This is a genomic window from Alteromonas sp. K632G (assembly GCF_017653625.1).
GTDB classification, from domain to species: Bacteria; Pseudomonadota; Gammaproteobacteria; order Enterobacterales; family Alteromonadaceae; genus Alteromonas; species Alteromonas naphthalenivorans.
In genome coordinates, this window is record NZ_JAGGDM010000016.1 from 90,746 (window position 1) to 110,488 (window position 19,743).

A 19,743-nucleotide genomic window follows, 5' to 3' on the forward strand; every position below is an offset into this window, starting at 1 on the left:
CTATTCCTCCTGCGCCGCTTCATCGTAACCTACCAGCGATAATGCTCGCGCTTTAAACCCCATCTTTTGTGCCTGATACATTAAGGCATCTTCACGACCGTGGGTCACCCATACCTCACTAGGATTGACTTCGGTAAGGGTTTGTAACAACTCGGGCCAATCGCAGTGATCTGAAATAATAAGTGGCAACTCAGCGTTGCGCTGCTTAGCTCTAGCGCGAATTTGCATCCAGCCCGACGCCAACACAGCACGAACGTGGGGTAAGCTTCTCGACCACCTGTCGGCTAAGGCTGAAGGGGGGGCCAACACGATTTCACCCGCTAATAACGCTTTATCCTCCACCTCGCTAACCGGAGTGATTTTTCCTAAATCAATGCCCTCTCGTTCATATAAGTCACATAGCTTCAGTAGCGCACCGTGAAGATAAATAGGTTTAGCATAGCCGGCTTCTCGAAGCGCTAAAATAACCCGTTGGCATTTGCCTAATGCGTAGGTTCCTACTAAATGACAACGTGTAGGAAACACGTCAAGGGAGTGAAGAAGCTTTTGGATTTCTTTTTCGATTGGCGGGTGGGCAAATACCGGTAAACCGAAAGTGGCCTCGGTAATAAGTACATCGCAAGGTACTACTTCAAACGGCGGACAAGTGGGATCGTGCCTACGTTTGTAATCGCCAGATATCACTAGCCGATAACCCGCATACTCAATAAGCAATTGTGACGAACCTAGTATATGGCCAGCAGGGTAAAAAGTGACTTTTATCTTGCGTTGCTCCTGTTCAGTTGAGGCACTGTTACTATCAGTAGTGATTACCTCATCAAACTCTACGCTCTCGCGATAGGGCACTGGTATTTGTACTTCAGCCATATCGTCGCCATAACGGGTGGTCATAATTGCCATGGTTTGCGGGTGGGCGAACACTCGTTTGTGGCCGGCTCTAGCATGGTCAGCATGGCCGTGGGTAACAAGCGCGGTTGCTACAGGCTGCATGGGGTCTATATAAAAATCGCCCGGCACACAATACAAACCAGCGTCGTCCGTTTTCATCCACTTTGAGGGGTGTATTGCATTTTCAGCCACCATATAAAAAAACCACATGCTGTTAGTTAGCGTTTCATATGACTACGGTGGTTTTACGCAATTGGTTGAGCGTAGAGGAAAATTAAACCCTTCTGGTGAATTAACGTATATCTACTATTGCTTACAATTGAACTAGCGGCGGTTGGGATAGTTATGGTGAAGAATTTATTGCGATTACAAAAACGGCTAAAGGTTTAGTTGTCATCCTCTATGCCTGAAGAAAAAGCCGCACCTAAGAAAAAGCCTCAAACCGAAAGTAACATTCTACCTTTGGTTTTTACTCAATGGTTTAAAAATAAAGGGTGGGAGCTACGAGATTACCAGAGGAAAATACTTGAACAGAGTATTAAGCAAACTGCTGGCCGTAAAAGGAAAACTTACAACACCACTTTGCTCATTGCCCCAACAGGCGCAGGTAAAACTTTATCGGGCTTTCTACCTAGCTTAGTCGAGTTAGCTCAATCGCCACAGCAAGGGCTTCACACCTTATACATTTCGCCACTTAAAGCACTAACCCAAGATATTCATCGCAACTTATTGCAACCTATTGAAGAAATGGACCTGCCGATAACGGCGGAAACCCGTACAGGCGATACACCTTCACATAAACGGCAGCGCCAACGAAAAAAACCGCCAAATTTGCTGCTTACTACCCCAGAATCACTCATGTTAATGCTGAGCTATGCTGATGCTGACAAACTATTTGGAAAACTAAAGCGAGTGATTATTGATGAAACCCATAGCCTAGTAGCAAACAAGCGAGGAGACTTTTTGTCATTAGCGCTAGCACGGCTTTCAGTATTGTCACCCGAGATGAAGCGGGTAGGGTTGTCGGCCACGGTAGCTTACCCAGAAACGCTAGGTGCATGGCTAGCTGGCACAGAAGGCACCGCTAATATCATCAGCGTGAAAGCGGGTGAAAAACCGAAAGTAGAAATGCTGCAATCTGAAAACCGCATGCCATTCGGTGGTTTTATGGCGCGCTATGCCATTACCGATATATATAAGGCCATTGAAGACGCAAAAACCACTTTGGTGTTCGTGAATACCCGGGCCCAATCCGAACTGATTTTTCAAATGCTGTGGGAACATAACACCGCTGCCTTACCCATAGCCTTATATCACGGCAGTTTAAGTAAAGAGCAGCGGCGTAAAACAGAAGCCATGATGTCTAGCGGATTGTTACGGGCAGTAGTGTGTACCTCGGCGCTAGAACTAGGTATTGATTGGGGCGATGTAGATAAGGTAATACAAGTTGGAGCCCCAAAAGGGGTAAGTCGATTGCTGCAACGTATAGGGCGATCAAATCATAGGTTAGACGAACCCAGCGAAGCTTTGCTGGTGCCAGCTAATCGCTTTGAAGCCCTTGAATGCCAAGCCGCTATTAATGCAATTAACAAAGGCGAACTAGATGGCGATGCCCCACAGCCGGGGGCATTGGATATTATCCCCCAGTTTATTGTGAACTGCCTTTGCAGTAATGCCGACACGCCAGATACCCTTTACGAGCAAATCCTTCTAGCATCGCCCTATCAAGGGCTGGATAAAAGTGATTTTGAGAAGTTATGGCAGTTCGCATTGGATGGCGGGAGTGCGCTTAATGCCTACGAGCGTTATCAGCGCCTAATGCAGAACGAGGACGGCACTTTTTCGCCTGCCAACAGGCGGGTAATACAAAGGCATCGGCAGAACATAGGCACTATTGTTGAAGCGGGTAGGCTAAAAGTAAAACGTATTCGCCGTGGTAATCAGGGCAAAATTATTGGTGAAGTGGAAGAGTACTTTGCCCAGCAACTTACCCCAGGCGACACCTTTTATTTTGCCGGTGAAGTGCTTAAGTACGAAGCCATTCGCGATATGCAACTACATGCTCGCCCCGCGAAAGCAAAAGAGCCAAAAATACCCAGTTATTCCGGTGGCCAAATGCCACTGTCGACGTATCTGGCTGATGGGGTTCGAGCAATATTAGCGAATCCCAAGAGTTGGCGTAAATTACCCGCGCAAGTACGAGAATGGTTGAATTTACAACAACAGTTCTCACAGCTTCCTGAGCCCGAAAAGGTATTGGTGGAGCAGTTTCCTTTTCGTAATGTAAACCATACGTTGTACTACACCTTTGAAGGACGAAAAGCGAACCAAACCTTGGGCATGCTGGTTACCCGTAGAATGGAAAAAATAGGAATAAAGCCATTGAGTTTCAGCGTTACCGACTATGGTTTATCGATAAGTGCGGTTAAACAAATTACCGATACTCAACTGCAGCAACTGTTTCAGCCAGATATATTAGGCGATGAACTACAAGACTGGATGCTACAAGCGCCTATGTTAAAGCGTTCTTTCAGGCAGGTGGCAGTAGTAAGCGGCTTAACGGAACAGCGTTATCATGCTAGTCAGAAAACCATGAAGCAGGTAACGTTTTCAACTGATTTAATTTACGACACGCTGCGTGAGCACGACCCAGATCATATCCTTTTAGCGGTCGCGCGGGCGGATGCTGAGCGGGAGTTGTTGGACTTGCAGCGCTTGGCGAATTTGCTCATCCGCTTTGTTGATAAAACCACGTTAGTAAACTTAGAAAAAGTATCGCCCATGGCCATCCCTATCGTGCTGAACATGCGAAGTGAACAAATAAAAGGAGCGGGGGCGCAAGCGATACTCGAGCAAGCCGATTTATATGCTGAAGCAGAAAATATGCTAGATGAAGTACGGGCATTGTTGTCTTGAGAATATTAAGTTTGGTCGAGCAGTATTAGCCCCAGAAACACGCCGTAAATACATCCATGTAGGCTCTGCCGCAGCATCCATGCTGCGGAAGGTTTCCAGTGCCAATACTGCTCACCCAGTCTAATTCTATTGGTGTTAAAGTGAGTGAATATGAATTGAATACATCCATGTAGGCTCTGATGCAGCATCCATGCTGCATAAGGCTCCATACCCAACCGCACTCCACCGCTATAGGAGAGTTCGTTTGGGAGTTTGGAGGTGGTGGGATGGCGTTAAATATTATGAAAGAGGTTAATCAGTGGCAATAAGTGAGCAGTGGCTATCTTCACAGGTGGCGTTGCGTAGTATTAGTATTGTGAAGTTTGCAGAGCTGCTTTGGTTGCTAGATGCCAGAGGTGTGGCGTATTTGCCTGCGCTTGATTGGCTGGTGGTATCTGATTTACACCTTGAAAAAGGCAGTTATTTACGTAGTTATGGTAATCCGCTGCCAAGTGTTGATTCTGTTGCTACGCTTAAACGCCTGCAGCACATTATTCACGATTATAATCCTGCTCGGGTGATTAGCTTAGGTGACAGTTTCCACGATAAATACAGTATGTCTCGTATGACCGATGAAGACAGAAACCTCTTATGTGAGATTATAAATAGCGTTCCTGATTGGGATTGGGTGGAAGGTAATCATGACCCTGATTTACCCGAAGGAATTCCCGGTAATCCATGCCATGAAATAGTGCAAAATAATGTGGTGTTTCGCCATGAGCCAGAGATGCACGGAATCGAGCTAAGTACGAAGGGCAAGGTTCAAATCAAGCAGCAAGTTATTGGCCATTACCACCCTAAAATACGTAAGACTATTTCTCGTCGGCGATTTTCAGGCAAGTGCTTCGTTGTCACAGAAGACCTATTTATCATGCCAGCTTTTGGGCAATTCACAGGGGGCTTAGATGTGGATGAAGAGGTTATGCTAGCGTTAGCATCTAAAAAATCCCGTGCTTGTTATATGTTGTATGACGGAACGATTTTTAAAGCTTAATCGGCAAATTTTCATAATGCTGAGCGCCAAAAAAAACGGGCATTTTAGTTGCCCGTTTTAAACTTTGATAAGCCCTTGTACAAGGGCATGAGGCGCTAGCCTAATCGCGCCAGCGCTTAGTTAGGTCTTCGTAAGCATCAATGCGACGGTCACGGAAATAAGGCCAAATGCGTTTTACTTTTTCAGTGCGGGTTAAATCTATCTCAACCGAAAGGGTAGTTTCACCTTCAGCTTCTGCTTTCGCTAAAATTTCACCTTGTGGGCCTGCTATAAAACTTTGCCCCCAAAACTGAATACCTGGGTCGCCCGCCACTGGCGATGCTTCAAAGCCTGTGCGATTTGCTACGATAACCGGTACCGAGTTTGCTACCGCATGTGAGCGCTGAATGGTTTCCCATGCGCCATGTTGACGGCTACGCTCTTCTTCGGTATCTGTGCTATCCCAACCAATTGCCGTAGGATAAAACAGTAAGTCAGCCCCTGCCATTGCCATTAAGCGTGCCGCTTCTGGATACCATTGATCCCAACATACTAATACGCCCAATTTACCCACGCTAGTTTCAATTGGTGTAAAGCCCATGTCGCCCGGTGTGAAGTAAAACTTCTCGTAAAAGCCTGGGTCGTCAGGAATATGCATTTTGCGATATTTACCGGCAATTTCTTTGCTTCTATCAAATACCACAGCGGTATTGTGATAAAGGCCAGAGCCGCGCTTTTCAAATAAAGAGGTCACTAACACAATATTGTGTTTCTCAGCCAGTTCGCCAAAGAATTCTGTTGCAGGACCTGGAATAGGTTCGGCTAAATCAAAGGCGTCTGTATCTTCCTGCTGACAAAAGTAAAGGGTGCTATGAAGTTCTTGCAGCAAAATACACTCACAGCCTTCGGCGGCGAGTTTTGCAACTTGCTCAGCACTTTTATTCCAGTTAGTTGCTTTGTCGTTATCAGCAACAGACTGTTGTACCAAGCCTATCTTTAGCTTAGTTCGTTGCATGTACAGACACTCCTTTTGAGAAGGTGGAAATAACAGATTCTTTCAACGTATTTGTGGGTACCTGCATGGAAATACAATGCAAGCTGCCAAATTGCTTTACCAACACCGAGCAATCTATAGGCTCGATAATATGGTCGGGGTAAGCCAGCTGCATTTGGCTAATCGCCGCTTCATCTTCAGGTTGCCCGTAAATAGGTAAGAGCACCGCACGATTACAGATCAAAAAATTGGCGTACGATGCGGGCAAACGCTCGCCCTCGTCGTTAACAATATTAGGTAGTGGCAATCGATATTGTTCGTGCTCAGGCATTGCACTGGCGCACTCATCGCAAAGTGCACTTAACCCTGCATAATGACTGTCGTCTTTGCGATTATCAGCCGCTTGGATAACCAAGCCTTTATTGGGCGTGAAACGCACAAGGGTATCTACATGCCCGTCAGTATCGTCACCTTCAAGGTGACCATGTTCTAGCACCGTAAACGTATTGCAGCCTAACATGTCATTAAAGGTTTCAGCGTAATCATTGATAGTCATATCACCGTTGCGCTTAGGGTTTAATAGACACTGAGAGGTGCTAAGCAAGTGGCCTAGGTCATCAATTTCTAACGCGCCACCCTCAGCCACCACTGGGCTACTTCGAAGGGGCAATTTACACAATGAAGCAAGGTAGCGTTGGTTAGCCATATTGTCTTCACTGGCATCAAACTTTTCACCCCAGCCATTGAAGCGAAACTCTACTGGCGCCCCAAAACCTTCTGAATCACGACAGGTCAAAAAACCGTAGTCACGCACCCAGGTGTCGTTATAAGACGCAGGCAGAATGAGTACACGTGAGTGATCGCCTAAACGCGATTGCACATTATCAACATCGTCAGGGGCGCATAGCAATATCACACCAGCATGATAACGGTTGACCGCTGCAATCACGTTCAAATAAGTTTCACGGGCTTCTTCTAGCCATGGCGCCCAGTCGGTTTCTGCATGCGGCCACGCCAGCATTACAGCATCAACGGTTTCCCATTCAGGAACCAGTTTACGACTACCTTGCATGTTTATTCTCGATAGAAATAAATAATGCATCGATTATAACTATCCTACTCACGCCAACCAATAGCAAACTTGATGAAATTCTTTTCTTGTCACGAACAGTGTCACAATTAGAATGATGACATGATAGAAAAGGTGCGATTTATAGTAGCGCTATTTAACGTTTATTTTTTGATCTCATTTACTTTAATGACCGTTTTATCTCAATAACTATAAAACACGCCTTTAATAGCATTTTCAGATTAGGCTAATCTCAGCATTTGCTCGATCAATAGCCGCTAGAATGCTAAAATATAGCCATTAGAAGTCGCCAAACCTTTGCCAAAGCGTAGATATATGCCTTGGCCGTAATCATGCTATTCAGTAGTCTTGCGTTGGCTTTCAGGCGGTATTGTCATTTGCATCTTGGTATCAAGTTAGCCTTAATCGTGTTGATTACGTTTAAGGGTAAAGAAGTATTTACGGATAGGGTTAATGTTAGCAAAAGAAGCGGTCATTGTGCGTGACGCACTAGAGCCATCAATTTCTGAATCGGCACAACGTGTTAGAGCAGCGCTTGAAGAAAAAGGGCTGGAAACACCTATGGTGGCGAACGGTTTGTCCGACGAGCAAAAGCGTCAGAAGATTGAAATTGCAATGCGTGATGTGATGAATACGCTTGGGCTCGATCTTACCGATGATAGTTTGCACGACACGCCAACCCGTATTGCAAAAATGTACGTGAACGAAGTGTTTGGTGGTTTAGATTATCGTAATTTCCCCAAAATAACCCAAATCGAAAATAAGATGCGTCTTGATCAGCCTGTTCAAGTGTCTGATATTAGTTTAACGAGCACATGCGAACATCACTTTGTGACTATTGATGGGCTCGCTACCGTATCTTATATTCCTAAAGATACTATTATCGGTTTGTCGAAATTAAACCGCTTAGTGAGTTTCTTTGCACAGCGCCCTCAAGTGCAAGAGCGGCTAACACAGCAAGTGCTAGTTGCCATTCAGACATTAGCCTCTACCGAAGATGTAGCGGTAAGCATTAATGCTACGCATTACTGTGTAAAAGCCAGAGGTATACGCGATACTAATTCGTATACGAAGACATCCGCGCTAGGTGGAAAATTTTTGTCTGATGTCGAATTGCGAAGAGCATTTTTTAGTTAGTTACTTAAGAAAAATACTAACTGCTTTGGCCAATAAAAAACCGCTTTTAAAGCGGTTTTTTATTATGAATGGATTTTATTTATAGTTCGCTGATGACAAGGTTAATACGACCTTCTACCCCATTTGCTGCGGTAAGGCTTAAATTCTTTTTGCAACATCCACAAGTTTCAACCTGCTCTTGATACATATCGCGAATGGTGTCTTCAGAAAATTCATTGAAAGCGCCGCAATAGGGGCACATGTATTCTAGAGGTGTTTCGGTCTTCATATATTGTCCTTTTAAGCTTCACCCATATCCATATGGTGACTGCATACATTAAACTTTGGTGTTGAATAACAGCGTCTATTCGCAGAGTAATACGATGGACTTAACCAAATCGATTACTCTGATTGAAGTATAGTTGCAAATTAATAGATTGCCTGTGGAATACGCCAAATTCTCGCTAAGTTGCGGCGGAGTAACAGAAATTAGATTTTCCGTTACTGGCTGCCAATAAAAATAGGGGCTAAATGAGCGCTTATTGCTCTAGCCAAAGCTGTTGAAAAGGGGCAAGCGAGATTGTTGGCTCGTCGCCGTTCAGTATATCGCCGGTAAGTAAGTCGGTAGAATTTGTGTTCCCAAGAATACCGAGTAAGTCACTGCTTGTTTGCTGGGGTTGTTCGCTGAAATTGCAAATAGCCAACAGCTTTTCACCCGAATCGTTTTCTCTTACATAAGCGAAGCAATGTTGATTGTCGGTATCTAAAATGGTGGTACGTGATGCTCCAAAGATAGGGTTGTTACGTCTTATCGCTAACATATTTTGCAAGCCTCGAAATACTTGCAGGCTAGCATCTTGTTCAGCCGTTAGCTGACTGCTTGGCTCAGAAAGCGCAAGTTCAGTATCTTCTTGGGTAACAGCAATTCTATTAACCCATCTGTCATCGTGGCGCTTGGATGGGTCATTCAAGTAATCATAGTCATTTAACTTGGCCAACTCGTCACTTGAATACAGCAAAGGAATACCGCCGATACTAAAGGTAATACCGTACATAAGCAGCATGCGGTTAATAGCATCTTCAATGCCTTGTTGGTCATTGGTATCAAGTGCTTCTTCTAAGCCGCAAAGTGAAGCCAGTGAGCCACATACACGGCAATCACCATTCGATGGGTTTTCAGCAAAAGGCACACCATTAGCAAAGCTACCTTCAAATCTGCCAGTAAAAAATTGATTTAAGAAAAAACGGTGGTCGTGGGGGATTATCCCAAGCTCGTTGGCAACATTATCGTCAAACGTCCACCCAATATCATCATGACAACGCACATAGTTAACCCAAGTGCACTCATCGCTAATTGAAAAGCTTTTTTGCATTGAGCGCGTTAACAGACGTGTTTTACGGGTAGCTAAACTGTTCCACAACAATGCCATTAATAACGGGTTATAGGAAAGTTGGCATTCGTTTTTACCAATGTATTTAACCACTTCATCGGGATGCACAATAGCTTCAGACTTAAACACCACCGCTGGTGCAACAATTTGCAAACAAGTATTAAAGGCTTGAATGAGCAGGTGGGCTTTCTCTTGGTTCTCACAGTCAGTTCCCATTTCTTTCCAAATGAAAGCAAGGGCATCAAGTCGCAGTGCCGCACAACCAATATTGGCAAGAAACAGCATTTCACCGGTAATGGCATTGAATACCTCGGGGTTACTGTAATTTAAATCCCATTGAAAGCTATTAAATGTTGTCCATACCCACTTTTGCATGTGTTCATTAAAAGTAAAGCTTCCGCGCCTAACCTGAGGAAATATTTCTCTAAGCGTATACTCGAACTGATCTGGTACTGTGCGGTCATTGAATAAGTAGTAGTAATTTTGAAACTGTTTGTTTCCCGCTAATGCTTCTTTTGCCCACTCGTGCTCGTCTGACGTATGGTTAAACACAAAATCGAGAACGAGATTTATGCCTTCTTTTTGTAGTGCGGTCGCTAACGATTCAAGCTCTGACATGGTGCCTAGGCTAGGGTTTACTTTGCGATAATCAGATACAGCATAACCGCCGTCGCTGTCTCCTTGAGGTGAATCGTAAAGTGGCATTAGGTGTAGATAAGTTATACCCAGCGCTTTGTAATAAGGAATACGCGTGTGCAAATCTTTGAGGGTTGGGCCAGCAAGGTCTACGTACAGCGCCATACCTACTTGGTTTTCATCTTTATACCAGTTAGGAGATCGAAGTCGAAGATTATCTAATTTTTTCAGCGCAGGTTTACGTTTTTTAACGCCATCGCGCAGCACATTGATAAGCTGTTGAAGATGAAAGTAACAGTCGAACTGGTGGCCGTAAATAGTGGTGTACTTATCGAACAAGTCGCCAAAATTCGCGTTAACTCGGCGAGTAAACAGGGCGGCATCTTTTTTAGTTAGCATGGATAAATCAGTGTTTGCCATAATACGGTCTAAGCAGACATGACTATCAGCGGCATAGTTCATAACATATTCCATTTTCATCACCTTAAAACTACCTTACAAAAAGCGCGGCAAAGTAAGCTCTGTTTAGTTTTTGTGTTCGACGAGTTTAGCGTGAGTATTACGCTAAACCACAATGTGACTTAATCGATTAAGCTGTATTGTAGTTTAGGTTTGTAAATGAATCTACTTATCTGTTTAGTACCACACTCTTCATTGCATAATGTGCAGCAAAAATCGTTAAACATTAGCGGCATAAAGTCGAAAAAAAGCAGGCTAAGCCTGCTTTCTAAGTGGTGTAACGGTACTTTTTACGTAACTATTTTCATCAATGTGTTCATACGGGCAAATTATTCGCCCTGTTCATAAAAACTACATTTCATAGAGTTCAAGCGGCAACCCATCGGGGTCTGCGAAAAAGGTAAACCGTTTCCCAGTGTATTCATCTACACGAATGGGCTCGCACTCCACTTTATTTGCAGTTAAATGCGCAATCACCTCATCAATATCGTCTACTCTAAATGCCAAGTGACGCAACCCTTGAGCCTCTGGCCTTGATGGTCTAGCAGGTGCACCCGGGAATGAAAATAGTTCGAGTTGTCCGCCATCAGGTAAGGCTAAATCACACTTGTATGACTTTCTTGCTTCGCGATAATTTTCTGCAATAACGCTAAGGCCAAGAATCTCAGTATAAAACCGTTTAGAAACAGGGTAGTCGCTACAAATTAATGCAACGTGATGAATTCCTTTTAACATAAATAAGCTCCGTTAAAACATGAAACTAGAGTGTGACACACACCCTGCCTTATGGCATTTCCTGGCCACGAGCAGTTTCTAATAATAAGTACCAATGTTCGCGAGTCAGTTGTACATCCACCGATTTATGGCAGGCTTTTATTCGCTCGATATTGGTTGTACCAAGTACTGGCTGAATATTGGCAGGATGGCGCATTAACCACGCTAATACGATAGCTTCAGGGCTAGTCTGGTATTCAGCGGCCAGAGAATTCACTAGCGCTGCAGTGGCGGCATCCGCTTCGTTGTGGGTACTGGCACCTGTATATTTGCCTTGTGCCAAGCTGCCCCAAGCCTGCAATTGCACCTTGTTCATCATGCAATATTCAAGGGTGCCTGGTGCATAGCCAGAGTTACGGTTTGCTGGGCTATTAGTGGTAACGCCGTCTTCTAGCCAGTCGCGAAACGCTAAGCTCATTTCCAATTGGTTTGCCACAATTGGGCTTGAAAGCGCCGATTGTAGGTACGCCATTTGATGCCCATGCATGTTTGATACGCCAACGTGCTTTATCTTTCCTTGCTGCTGTAAGGAAGAGAGCGTGGTAGCAACTTCATCCAGTTCCATTAATGGATCGGGGCGATGAAGCAGTAAAATATCAAGTTGCTCTATGTTCAAACGCTGCAAAATCCCTTCTACCGAAGATTCAATCCATTTTGCAGAGAAATCGTAGCGCTTTGGTCCTAAATCATCTTCGAACCGTATCGCACATTTAGACTGCAGAATCATACGTTCTTTTAACGAAGGGTTTTCTTTTAAAACCTTGCCAAACACTGTTTCAGCTTTGCCAAAAGTATAGATATCTGCATGATCGAACACATTTATATCAAGAGCCAATGCTTGTTCTATTACCTGGTGTGCTTGTGACACATGTTCTTTTGTTGCTGCTTCGTTGTTCCAGCCACCACCAAGGCCCATGCAGCCATAAACGAGTCTGCTTGCGTCTGGGAAATAGTTTTGCATCTTATACTCCGAATAAATGTGCAACTGCGTTGGCAGTCACAATAACGTGCTATTTTGCTAAAGTAAGCCATATATAGATGAAGCTAGGGGATTAGTCGATGTTTAACACATTGAATACGTATGAAGGTATTTTTCGCCGATTGTTTAGCCAGCATAGTAAAAAATGGTTCAGTGTAACCATGTTATTTATCTTGGTTGGATGTACATCCGTGCCAGACGGCGTCAAGCCGGTGGAAGGATTTGAGTTAGACCGTTATTTAGGTCAGTGGTACGAAGTAGCGCGCTACGATCACAGCTTTGAAGAAGGGCTATCCAATGTAACGGCCACCTACACTATGCGTGACGATGGTGGCGTAAAGGTTATCAACCGAGGTTACTCTCAAGAAGAAGCAATATGGGATGAAGCCGAAGGTAAAGCTTATTTTGTATCGACTGCCGATACTGCGCATTTAAAAGTATCATTCTTTGGTCCTTTCTATGCCAGTTATGTGGTGATGGCATTAGACAAAGAAGACTATCAATATGCCATGATAACAGGGCCTGATAGAGATTATTTGTGGATCTTAGCGAGAGAAAAATCCTTACCTCAAGAAACTATCGACGCGCTTTTAGCCCAAGCTACACAAAGCGGCTACGATACCAGTAAATTGATTTGGGTGTCTCACGACACGCCTTAACCATGATTAGCAGGCGTTTTTGCCAGCCCCTATTTAGCCGAATTGTGGTATACTTTGCGGCAAAATATTGTAGGGACATTTGCTGTGCTTCAAGAAGCTGTTTTCAATCGAGCGGATAACGCTTGCGAGTTGTGTAAGAACACCGAAAATTTAGACGTTTACATGGTACCCGAGTCACCAGATGAAACTGCTGGCTGCGCGGTACTTACTTGCCAAACCTGCCGCACGCAACTTAACAGTGAAGCCGACATAGACACCAACCACTGGCGTTGTCTTAACGACGCCATGTGGTCACCCACACCCGCCGTTCAAGTGGTGGCTTATCGTATGCTTAATAAAATAAGCGGTGAAAGCTGGGCACAAGATTTGTTAGACATGGCCTATTTAGAAGACGATGTTAAACAGTGGGCTGAAGCGGGACTTATCGAGCAAGAAGCGACGCTTGATTGTAACGGCACTGCGCTGCAACCTGGCGATAATGTACACCTAGTTAAAGACCTTACTGTGAAAGGGGCTAACTTCACAGCGAAGCGCGGCACACCAGTAAGAGGCATTAGCCTAAGCGATAACCCTTTGCATATTGAAGGTAAAGTGAATGGTACCCGCATTGTTATTATTGCGGCATATACAAAAAAATCTTAATTGGTCTTAAAGAAGAGAGCTTTCGGTTATGCAAACGCTAACGATTAGAACCCCCGATGATTGGCACTTACATTTTCGTGACAACGAAATGTTAGCAGAAACTGTTCCCGCTACAGCCCGTTGTTTCCAGCGAGCCATCGTAATGCCTAACTTGGTTCCACCTGTGGTGAATGCAAGTATGGCGGTTGCTTACAAACAGCGAATAGAAGCGGCTCGCCCTACGGGTAGCAGCTTTGAACCTCTAATGACTCTCTTTTTGACTAACACCACATCAGTACAAGATATTGCTGATGCGAAGGCCGCTGGCGTAACGGCGTGTAAGCTATACCCGGCTGGCGTAACGACCAATTCAGATGCTGCTGTAAAAGGTATCGAGGCGTTATACCCTGTTTTTGAAGCCATGGAGGCTCACGGGTTATTACTACTTATCCATGGTGAAGTTACCGAATCGCATATTGATATCTTCGACCGTGAAAAAGTGTTCATCGATACGCATTTGTCACCTATCGTGGCGACTTTTCCGAACTTAAAAGTGGTGTTTGAACATATTACTACCGCAGACGCAGCAGCTTTTGTGGTAGATGCTAGCGCCAACGTGGGCGCGACAATTACGCCGCAGCATTTATTGTTAAATCGCAATGATTTACTGGTTGGTGGCGTTCGACCACACAATTACTGCCTACCTGTATTAAAGCGAAATACACATCAAAAAGCGCTGCAAAATGTGGTAGCCAGCGGCAATACTAAATTCTTCTTAGGTACCGATTCAGCACCTCATGCCAAACACAAAAAAGAGAACGCGTGTGGTTGTGCTGGTTGCTATAGCGCATGGTCTGCCATCGAGCTTTATGCTGAAGTGTTCGAGCAGTTGGGCGCATTAGACAAGCTAGAAGGGTTCGCCAGTAACTACGGCGCAGACTTTTACGGACTACCAAGAAACAACACAACAATGACGTTAGTAAAAGAAGCGTGGACAGTACCTGAACAGGTCACGTTGGCTGATGGTACTGATATGGTGCCTTTCTATGCAGGGCAGACGCTTCAATGGAAACTACAAGATACTTTCCAAACGCGCTCGGCTGACTAACGCTACGTATATGCATCTTTGGAAAAAATAGAAATGACAATTGAAACTGTAAAGCAGTTGGAAATAATTCCAGCTATCACAAAAGCGTTAGATGCACAGGGTATTTTTACCTTATCGCCCATTCAAGCACAGTCTTTACCTCATGCATTAGCAGGTAGCGACATTATTGGTCAAGCGCAAACAGGCAGTGGTAAAACACTTTGCTTCGTAATACCGGCGCTTGAAAAGATTGATCCTACATTATTTGCCACTCAAGTACTGGTATTGTGCCCCACGCGCGAGTTGGCAGACCAAGTGGCCGTGCAGTATAGAAACGCCGCAAAGCAAATTGGCAATATAAAAGTGATGACCATCTGTGGCGGCCAACCTATGGGCCCTCAAATTCAATCGCTTAAGCACGGCGCTCATGTTGTAGTGGGCACGCCTGGTCGCGTGATGGAGCACGTAGAGAAACGCAGGCTGATGTTAAAAGATGTACGTTTACGCGTGCTTGATGAAGCCGACCGAATGCTAGACATGGGCTTTGAAGATGACTTAAAAGTCATTTTTTCACCGATGAAGAAGGGCGTACAAACCTTACTGTTTTCTGCTACCTATACAGAAGAAATTGAGCGTATTGCCGATCAGTATTTAACCGAACCTGTAATTTGTAAGGTTGAAAGTGATGAGTCGAACAAACCGTCGATTACTCAAATCGGTTACAACGTACTTCCGCACACACGAATACAAACGCTGAAAGCCATTCTGACCGATTCTCAGCCTAAAACAGCTATCGTGTTTTGTAACCGCCGGGTACAGGTGACTGAAGTGGTCGCGTCGTTACTTGAAGATGGCTTTAGTGCTGCAGGTTTACAGGGAGAAATGGAGCAGTACGAGCGTACAGCTGTACTTAACCAGTTTGCTAGTGACGCACTACAAGTGCTGGTTGCTACCGATGTAGCTGCACGTGGGCTTGATATTGATGATATTCCATGTGTGATTAACTACACCGTGAGCGAAGAGCCGGAAACGCATATTCACCGTATTGGTCGTACTGCTCGTGCGGGCGCTGAAGGTACAGCAATAACGTTAGTGGGCGACGAGGAAGAGCATTTCTTGCGTAAAATTGAAGTGCTACAAGGCACTGATATTCCGCTAAAAGGCGCACAAGGCTTACGTTTCCATAAAAACCGCATCATCGAACCTGAATTTAGCTGTATTTCACTGAGTGCGGGTAAAAAGCAAAAGCTTCGTCCTGGGGACTTAGTTGGTGCGCTGACTAAAGACGCAGGCATACCAGGTGATGATGTAGGCAAAATTGCTGTGCAAAATAGCCAAAGCTTTATTGCGGTTAAATTGCGTAGTGTAAAGCGTGCTATGAATCACTTCCGCGAAGGTAAAATTAAAGGCAAACGTGTGAGAGCACGTAAGTTATAGGTGGTATCACCTATAACAGCTTAAGCGCATTACACAAAGATTGTGTCAATATGTTTAACGAGTTGGATAGGCAGAGCAAAGGCGATTAGATGTCAGGCGAAACAGATTTAACTACCTTATTACAAACACTATAGCCAGAGCTAAGCGCTGAAGCGTTTGTATTTGTTAGTGTGCCGTACGCTGTTTCGCCAACTCAATTGGCCAATGCATTAATGGTGTATAAAGAAGATGAAGGTACAACTCTTATTCTTGAATCATCTTTTGCAAGTAACGAAGGTTTTGCAGTAGATAGCACCTTTAAGCGTATTACATGTAATGTCCATTCAAGTTTAGATGCAGTAGGTATGACCGCAGTAATGTCCGCTGCACTTACGCAGGCTAATATTAGCGCGAATGTGGTAGCCGGTTATTATCATGACCATATTTTCGTTCCGGCTGGCCGAGCCGACGAAGCCATTGCTGTATTGTTTGAATTGGCCAACCCTTCATAAGCCTAATGCACTCTGTCTAAGTACATAAACGTGGCTAGCGAATTAGGCTATCAATTTCCAAACGATTCACACATTCAATGCAGATATAAAAAAGGCGACAATGAATTGTCGCCTCGTTAATGACATTAGCAAATACCTATTACCAAATTTTAACGCGCTCTTCTGGCGGTAAATACAAATCATTTTCCTCGGTAACATCAAACGCCTCGTAAAATTCAGGAACGTTGCGCAGTGCACCGTTAGTACGGAATTTAGTTGGCGAGTGGGTGTCGGTCTGAATTTGGTTGCGTAAGGCTTCATCACGATACTTGCTTGCCCATACTTGGCCGTAACCAATAAATACGCGCTGATCGCCAGTGTAACCGTCAATAACAGGGGCTTCTTCACCCTCTAAGGTTAAGTGATAGGCTTTAAGCGCAATACTAATGCCGCCCAAGTCTCCAATGTTTTCACCCAGGGTATATTCACCATTAACGAAGAGTTCTGGCAGGGCTTCGAATTCATTGAATTGCTCGACAAGTTTCGCCGTTCTCGCTTCAAATTCTTGTCGGTCAGTATCAGTCCACCAGTTTCGTAACGCGCCATCGCCATCAAACGTCGAACCTGCATCATCAAAACCATGACCAATTTCATGTCCGATAACGGCACCAATACCACCGTAGTTTACTGCGTCTTCAGCATTCATATCGAAAAATGGCGGTTGAAGTATGGCTGCTGGGAAAACAATTTCATTCGCCGTTGGGTTGTAGTAAGCATTAACGGTTTGAGGCGTCATACCCCACTCATGCTTCCACACTGGGCCGCCTTGTTTCTTAAGCATTTCTTCGTAAGCAACATCGGCTGAACGCTTTAAGTTGCCAAATAAATCGCTGCCTTTCACTACCAGCTGAGAATAGTCTTTCCACGTATCGGGGTAACCAATTTTAACCGTGAATTTAGAGAGCTTATCTAACGCCTGCTCACGGGTTTCATCTGTCATCCAATCTAGCTTTTCAATACTGTCCTTGTAGGCAAGTAAAAGATTGCTCACCATGTCGGTCATACGCTCTTTGGCTTCAGGCGGGAAGTATTGTTTCACATAAACTTTACCGATAACTTCGCCAACATGCGCATTAGAAAGGCTAACAGCCCTGCGCCAGCGTGGCTCAGGCTCTTCGACACCGCGGAGTGTTTTGCTGTAAAAGTTGAAATTAGCGGTGTCAAAATCTTCACTCAAACGACTGGCTGAGGCATTAAGTAAGCCCCATTTTAGAAATACTTTCCAATCTTCCAGAGAGGTTTCAGTGATGAACGTATCCATTTGCTTCATGAAATCAGTTTGTAAAAACACAATGCTGTCTACGTCGTCCAATTCCATTTCATTAAGAAAAAGTGACCACGGGAAGTTAGGCATAAGAGTGCTTAGGTCTGACACAGGCACTTTATTGTAGTTAGCCGCCCAATTACGTACTTCTTCTTTCTTCATATGAAGCTCGGCAATACGGCTTTCCATATCAAACAACATTTGTGCGTTATCTGATGGCGCATCAAATTCAGCGAGGGTAAACATAGTTTCAATATGTTTAACGTAGGCATCGCGAATTTCTTGTGATTTTGCGTCGTCTTTAAAGTAGTAATCTCGCTCAGGCAGACCAAGGCCAGACTGCCATGTATAAATCATATAAGACTCTGGCGATTTGAAATCTGCATTTTGGCCAACGTTGAATGGGGTCACATAGCCGTACCGAATGGCATAGGCAAAGTATGCCGCTAATTCATCGTAATTTGTGATAGCTTCAATTTTTTCAATGTCGGCATTAATTGGGCTTATACCCAACTCATTTAGCGTATCCGTATCCATGTAAGCACGATAGAAGTCGCCCACTTTTTGTTCATCGGTGCCATCTGCAAAGTCGCCTTCGGCAGAACTTTTAATAATCTTCATCACATGATCTTGAGATTCATCACGCAAAATGGTGAAAGCGCCGTAACTCGATTTATCGGCTGGGATTTCAAGGTTATCCACCCACGTGCCATTCACGTATTGGAAGAAGTCGTTGCCTGGATCGGCCGTTAAATCCATGTTTTTTTTGTTCACGCCAGACTTTAATTCTTTTTGTTGCGTTACCGCGGTTGGGGCTTGGCTTTCAGGTTGTGTATTTTGTGGGCTACATGCAGTGAGTGCTAATGCAACGCTTAAGCTAACTACGCTTTTCAACATTGATTGTAATTCCTATTTTTATAAGCTGGTGTGAACCAAGTCGTGATTAAATTGTGTCGTTAAGTGCATATCTCGTTGGCTGAATACCGACTATGGCCTTTATTGCTATTTGGTGATGCACGGGTGAGTGTATGCTCTCTAAAATTAGAGCCTTTAAAATAAGTGTCTTTAAAAATAAGGCGCAAAAGACAGTATTTTCTTACCCTAATATTTATCACGCTCCTTCCATTAGAAAAAGCACTTATAGTGAAAATACATAGCTTGTAACAACTTCTGTGTCTAATTTCGATATATTGACTACATTGGGCTGGCAAAATCACTTTTGCACTTCACTTAATATTGAAGGAATTAACATGATTCAATTCGATACCGTGTCACCTTGCGAGTACGCCGACGCATTGCCTCGCAAGCAGTTTATGGATTATAGAATTAAGCCATTGTGGCAACCGATCCCCCGTATTGCTGGGCCTGCTTTTACAGTGAAATGCGAGGCAGGAGATCACCTTATGCTTCATGCGGCTATTTATCGCGCTAATGCTGGCGATATCATCGTGGTTGAGGCGGATGAGAAATTCGCGGTGGCGGGCGGTAACGTGTGTGCAATTGCACAGTCTAGAGGTATTAAAGGGTTTATTATTGACGGTGTCATAAGAGACTTGGCTGAAACCCGAGAAAATCAATTCCCTGTCTTTGCTCGCGGTGTAATTCCTAAGCCGGGCGCTAAAAAGTGTATATCGCCCCTCAATCAGCCTATTCAATGTGGTGGCGTGACGGTGAATGCCGGTGACATCATCGTGGCTGACGAAGAAGGTATTGTGGTAATTCCGCAAGCACAAGCACAAGAAGCTTTTGATATAGCCTTTGCCCGTGGTGAAAAAGATGCAGCCATGACACTTCAGCAGTGGCAAGCGCAGCATAGCGAAAAGGTAGAGAGTATTCTGAGAAACTTAGGCTACAACGATGAGTAAGCCGATGTTTTAAACCCGAGCATTG

Annotated in this window: 18 protein-coding genes and 1 pseudogene; 10 read left to right on the forward strand and 9 right to left on the reverse strand. The window is 44.5% G+C overall.

The window, feature by feature from the left end; translation table 11 throughout:
• The gene (locus J5X92_RS15605; RefSeq protein WP_244360873.1) at window positions 1-1,083 is read right to left on the reverse strand and encodes a ligase-associated DNA damage response exonuclease; all 1,083 of its coding nucleotides are present in this window, start codon (window positions 1,081-1,083) and stop codon (window positions 1-3) included.
• A 207-nt stretch (window positions 1,084-1,290) separates the two neighbouring features.
• Here J5X92_RS15605 and J5X92_RS15610 point away from each other — a divergent pair, with 207 nt between their 5' ends.
• Window positions 1,291-3,804 carry a ligase-associated DNA damage response DEXH box helicase gene (locus J5X92_RS15610; RefSeq protein WP_013786352.1) on the forward strand — a complete coding sequence of 838 codons (2,514 nt, stop codon included), beginning with the start codon at window positions 1,291-1,293 and terminating at the stop codon, window positions 3,802-3,804.
• Window positions 3,805-3,809: 5 nt separating this feature from the next.
• Here J5X92_RS15610 and J5X92_RS15615 read toward each other — a convergent pair whose 3' ends face one another.
• Window positions 3,810-4,013, reverse strand: a complete 204-nt coding sequence (locus J5X92_RS15615) for a hypothetical protein (RefSeq protein ID WP_126873289.1) — start codon at window positions 4,011-4,013, stop codon at window positions 3,810-3,812.
• Window positions 4,014-4,102: 89 nt separating this feature from the next.
• On the opposite strand from J5X92_RS15615, the gene pdeM reads away from it, so the two are divergent.
• Window positions 4,103-4,837 (forward strand): ligase-associated DNA damage response endonuclease PdeM, encoded by a 735-nt coding sequence (gene pdeM, locus J5X92_RS15620; protein WP_013786351.1) that lies wholly within the window; start codon window positions 4,103-4,105, stop codon window positions 4,835-4,837.
• A 100-nt stretch (window positions 4,838-4,937) separates the two neighbouring features.
• Here pdeM and J5X92_RS15625 read toward each other — a convergent pair whose 3' ends face one another.
• Complete coding sequence (locus tag J5X92_RS15625) at window positions 4,938-5,831, reverse strand: carbon-nitrogen hydrolase (RefSeq protein ID WP_208806064.1); 894 nt, start codon at window positions 5,829-5,831, stop codon at window positions 4,938-4,940.
• On the reverse strand, window positions 5,818-6,882 hold the full coding sequence (locus J5X92_RS15630) for an agmatine deiminase family protein (RefSeq protein WP_013786349.1): 1,065 nt from the start codon (window positions 6,880-6,882) through the stop codon (window positions 5,818-5,820). The genes J5X92_RS15625 and J5X92_RS15630 overlap by 14 nt, the downstream gene beginning before the upstream one ends.
• Window positions 6,883-7,353: 471 nt before the next feature.
• On the opposite strand from J5X92_RS15630, the gene folE reads away from it, so the two are divergent.
• Entirely contained in the window at window positions 7,354-8,037 is a 684-nt protein-coding gene (gene folE / locus J5X92_RS15635) for a GTP cyclohydrolase I FolE (RefSeq protein ID WP_208806065.1), read from the forward strand.
• 79 nt (window positions 8,038-8,116) lie between these two features.
• Here folE and J5X92_RS15640 read toward each other — a convergent pair whose 3' ends face one another.
• The 4 genes from J5X92_RS15640 to J5X92_RS15655 all read right to left on the reverse strand — a co-directional run bounded on the left by J5X92_RS15640 (window position 8,117) and on the right by J5X92_RS15655 (window position 12,237).
• Window positions 8,117-8,305 carry a CPXCG motif-containing cysteine-rich protein gene (locus tag J5X92_RS15640; protein WP_129740275.1) on the reverse strand — a complete coding sequence of 63 codons (189 nt, stop codon included), beginning with the start codon at window positions 8,303-8,305 and terminating at the stop codon, window positions 8,117-8,119.
• Window positions 8,306-8,555: 250 nt separating this feature from the next.
• On the reverse strand, window positions 8,556-10,505 hold the full coding sequence (locus J5X92_RS15645) for an alpha-amylase family glycosyl hydrolase (protein ID WP_208806074.1): 1,950 nt from the start codon (window positions 10,503-10,505) through the stop codon (window positions 8,556-8,558).
• A gap of 348 nt (window positions 10,506-10,853) precedes the next feature.
• The gene (locus J5X92_RS15650; RefSeq protein ID WP_208806066.1) at window positions 10,854-11,237 is read right to left on the reverse strand and encodes a VOC family protein; all 384 of its coding nucleotides are present in this window, start codon (window positions 11,235-11,237) and stop codon (window positions 10,854-10,856) included.
• Window positions 11,238-11,286: 49 nt separating this feature from the next.
• The gene (locus tag J5X92_RS15655; protein WP_208806067.1) at window positions 11,287-12,237 is read right to left on the reverse strand and encodes an aldo/keto reductase; all 951 of its coding nucleotides are present in this window, start codon (window positions 12,235-12,237) and stop codon (window positions 11,287-11,289) included.
• Window positions 12,238-12,416: 179 nt separating this feature from the next.
• Between J5X92_RS15655 and J5X92_RS15660 the strand changes: the two genes are divergently transcribed.
• The 6 genes and pseudogenes from J5X92_RS15660 (at window position 12,417) to J5X92_RS21465 (ending at window position 16,550) form a co-directional block, all read left to right on the forward strand.
• A complete protein-coding gene (locus J5X92_RS15660) occupies window positions 12,417-12,914 on the forward strand; it encodes a lipocalin family protein (RefSeq protein WP_208806075.1) in 498 nt (165 codons plus the stop codon).
• Between the two features lie 84 nt (window positions 12,915-12,998).
• Window positions 12,999-13,556, forward strand: coding sequence for an alkylphosphonate utilization protein (locus tag J5X92_RS15665; RefSeq protein WP_208806068.1), 558 nt, complete (start codon window positions 12,999-13,001; stop codon window positions 13,554-13,556).
• 28 nt (window positions 13,557-13,584) lie between these two features.
• Window positions 13,585-14,643 carry a dihydroorotase gene (gene pyrC / locus J5X92_RS15670; RefSeq protein WP_208806069.1) on the forward strand — a complete coding sequence of 353 codons (1,059 nt, stop codon included), beginning with the start codon at window positions 13,585-13,587 and terminating at the stop codon, window positions 14,641-14,643.
• Between the two features lie 33 nt (window positions 14,644-14,676).
• Window positions 14,677-16,059 carry an ATP-dependent RNA helicase DbpA gene (gene dbpA / locus J5X92_RS15675; RefSeq protein WP_208806070.1) on the forward strand — a complete coding sequence of 461 codons (1,383 nt, stop codon included), beginning with the start codon at window positions 14,677-14,679 and terminating at the stop codon, window positions 16,057-16,059.
• Window positions 16,060-16,205: 146 nt separating this feature from the next.
• Window positions 16,206-16,346 (forward strand): annotated as a pseudogene (locus J5X92_RS21460) (ACT domain-containing protein); the annotation flags it as partial.
• 18 nt (window positions 16,347-16,364) lie between these two features.
• A complete protein-coding gene (locus J5X92_RS21465) occupies window positions 16,365-16,550 on the forward strand; it encodes an ACT domain-containing protein (RefSeq protein WP_260563531.1) in 186 nt (61 codons plus the stop codon).
• Between the two features lie 139 nt (window positions 16,551-16,689).
• Here the strand turns inward: J5X92_RS21465 and J5X92_RS15685 are convergent, their stop codons facing one another.
• Complete coding sequence (locus J5X92_RS15685; RefSeq protein ID WP_208806071.1) at window positions 16,690-18,750, reverse strand: M13 family metallopeptidase; 2,061 nt, start codon at window positions 18,748-18,750, stop codon at window positions 16,690-16,692.
• Between the two features lie 353 nt (window positions 18,751-19,103).
• On the opposite strand from J5X92_RS15685, the gene J5X92_RS15690 reads away from it, so the two are divergent.
• Window positions 19,104-19,718 (forward strand): RraA family protein, encoded by a 615-nt coding sequence (locus J5X92_RS15690; RefSeq protein ID WP_126873279.1) that lies wholly within the window; start codon window positions 19,104-19,106, stop codon window positions 19,716-19,718.
• Window positions 19,719-19,743 lie beyond the last annotated feature (25 nt).

Excerpts from the sequence above, each read along its gene's own strand:
- J5X92_RS15605 (WP_244360873.1), bottom strand. The coding sequence starts at position 1,083 with ATGGTGGCTGAAAATGCAATACACCCCTCAAAGTGGATGAAAACGGAC.
- J5X92_RS15610 (WP_013786352.1), top strand. The coding sequence starts at position 1,291 with ATGCCTGAAGAAAAAGCCGCACCTAAGAAAAAGCCTCAAACCGAAAGT.
- J5X92_RS15615 (WP_126873289.1), bottom strand. The coding sequence starts at position 4,013 with ATGGAGCCTTATGCAGCATGGATGCTGCATCAGAGCCTACATGGATGT.
- J5X92_RS15625 (WP_208806064.1), bottom strand. The coding sequence starts at position 5,831 with ATGCAACGAACTAAGCTAAAGATAGGCTTGGTACAACAGTCTGTTGCT.
- J5X92_RS15630 (WP_013786349.1), bottom strand. The coding sequence starts at position 6,882 with ATGCAAGGTAGTCGTAAACTGGTTCCTGAATGGGAAACCGTTGATGCT.
- folE (WP_208806065.1), top strand. The coding sequence starts at position 7,354 with ATGTTAGCAAAAGAAGCGGTCATTGTGCGTGACGCACTAGAGCCATCA.
- J5X92_RS15640 (WP_129740275.1), bottom strand. The coding sequence starts at position 8,305 with ATGAAGACCGAAACACCTCTAGAATACATGTGCCCCTATTGCGGCGCT.
- J5X92_RS15645 (WP_208806074.1), bottom strand. The coding sequence starts at position 10,505 with ATGAACTATGCCGCTGATAGTCATGTCTGCTTAGACCGTATTATGGCA.
- J5X92_RS15650 (WP_208806066.1), bottom strand. The coding sequence starts at position 11,237 with ATGTTAAAAGGAATTCATCACGTTGCATTAATTTGTAGCGACTACCCT.
- J5X92_RS15655 (WP_208806067.1), bottom strand. The coding sequence starts at position 12,237 with ATGCAAAACTATTTCCCAGACGCAAGCAGACTCGTTTATGGCTGCATG.
- J5X92_RS15660 (WP_208806075.1), top strand. The coding sequence starts at position 12,417 with ATGTTATTTATCTTGGTTGGATGTACATCCGTGCCAGACGGCGTCAAG.
- pyrC (WP_208806069.1), top strand. The coding sequence starts at position 13,585 with ATGCAAACGCTAACGATTAGAACCCCCGATGATTGGCACTTACATTTT.
- dbpA (WP_208806070.1), top strand. The coding sequence starts at position 14,677 with ATGACAATTGAAACTGTAAAGCAGTTGGAAATAATTCCAGCTATCACA.
- J5X92_RS15685 (WP_208806071.1), bottom strand. The coding sequence starts at position 18,750 with ATGTTGAAAAGCGTAGTTAGCTTAAGCGTTGCATTAGCACTCACTGCA.
- J5X92_RS15690 (WP_126873279.1), top strand. The coding sequence starts at position 19,104 with ATGATTCAATTCGATACCGTGTCACCTTGCGAGTACGCCGACGCATTG.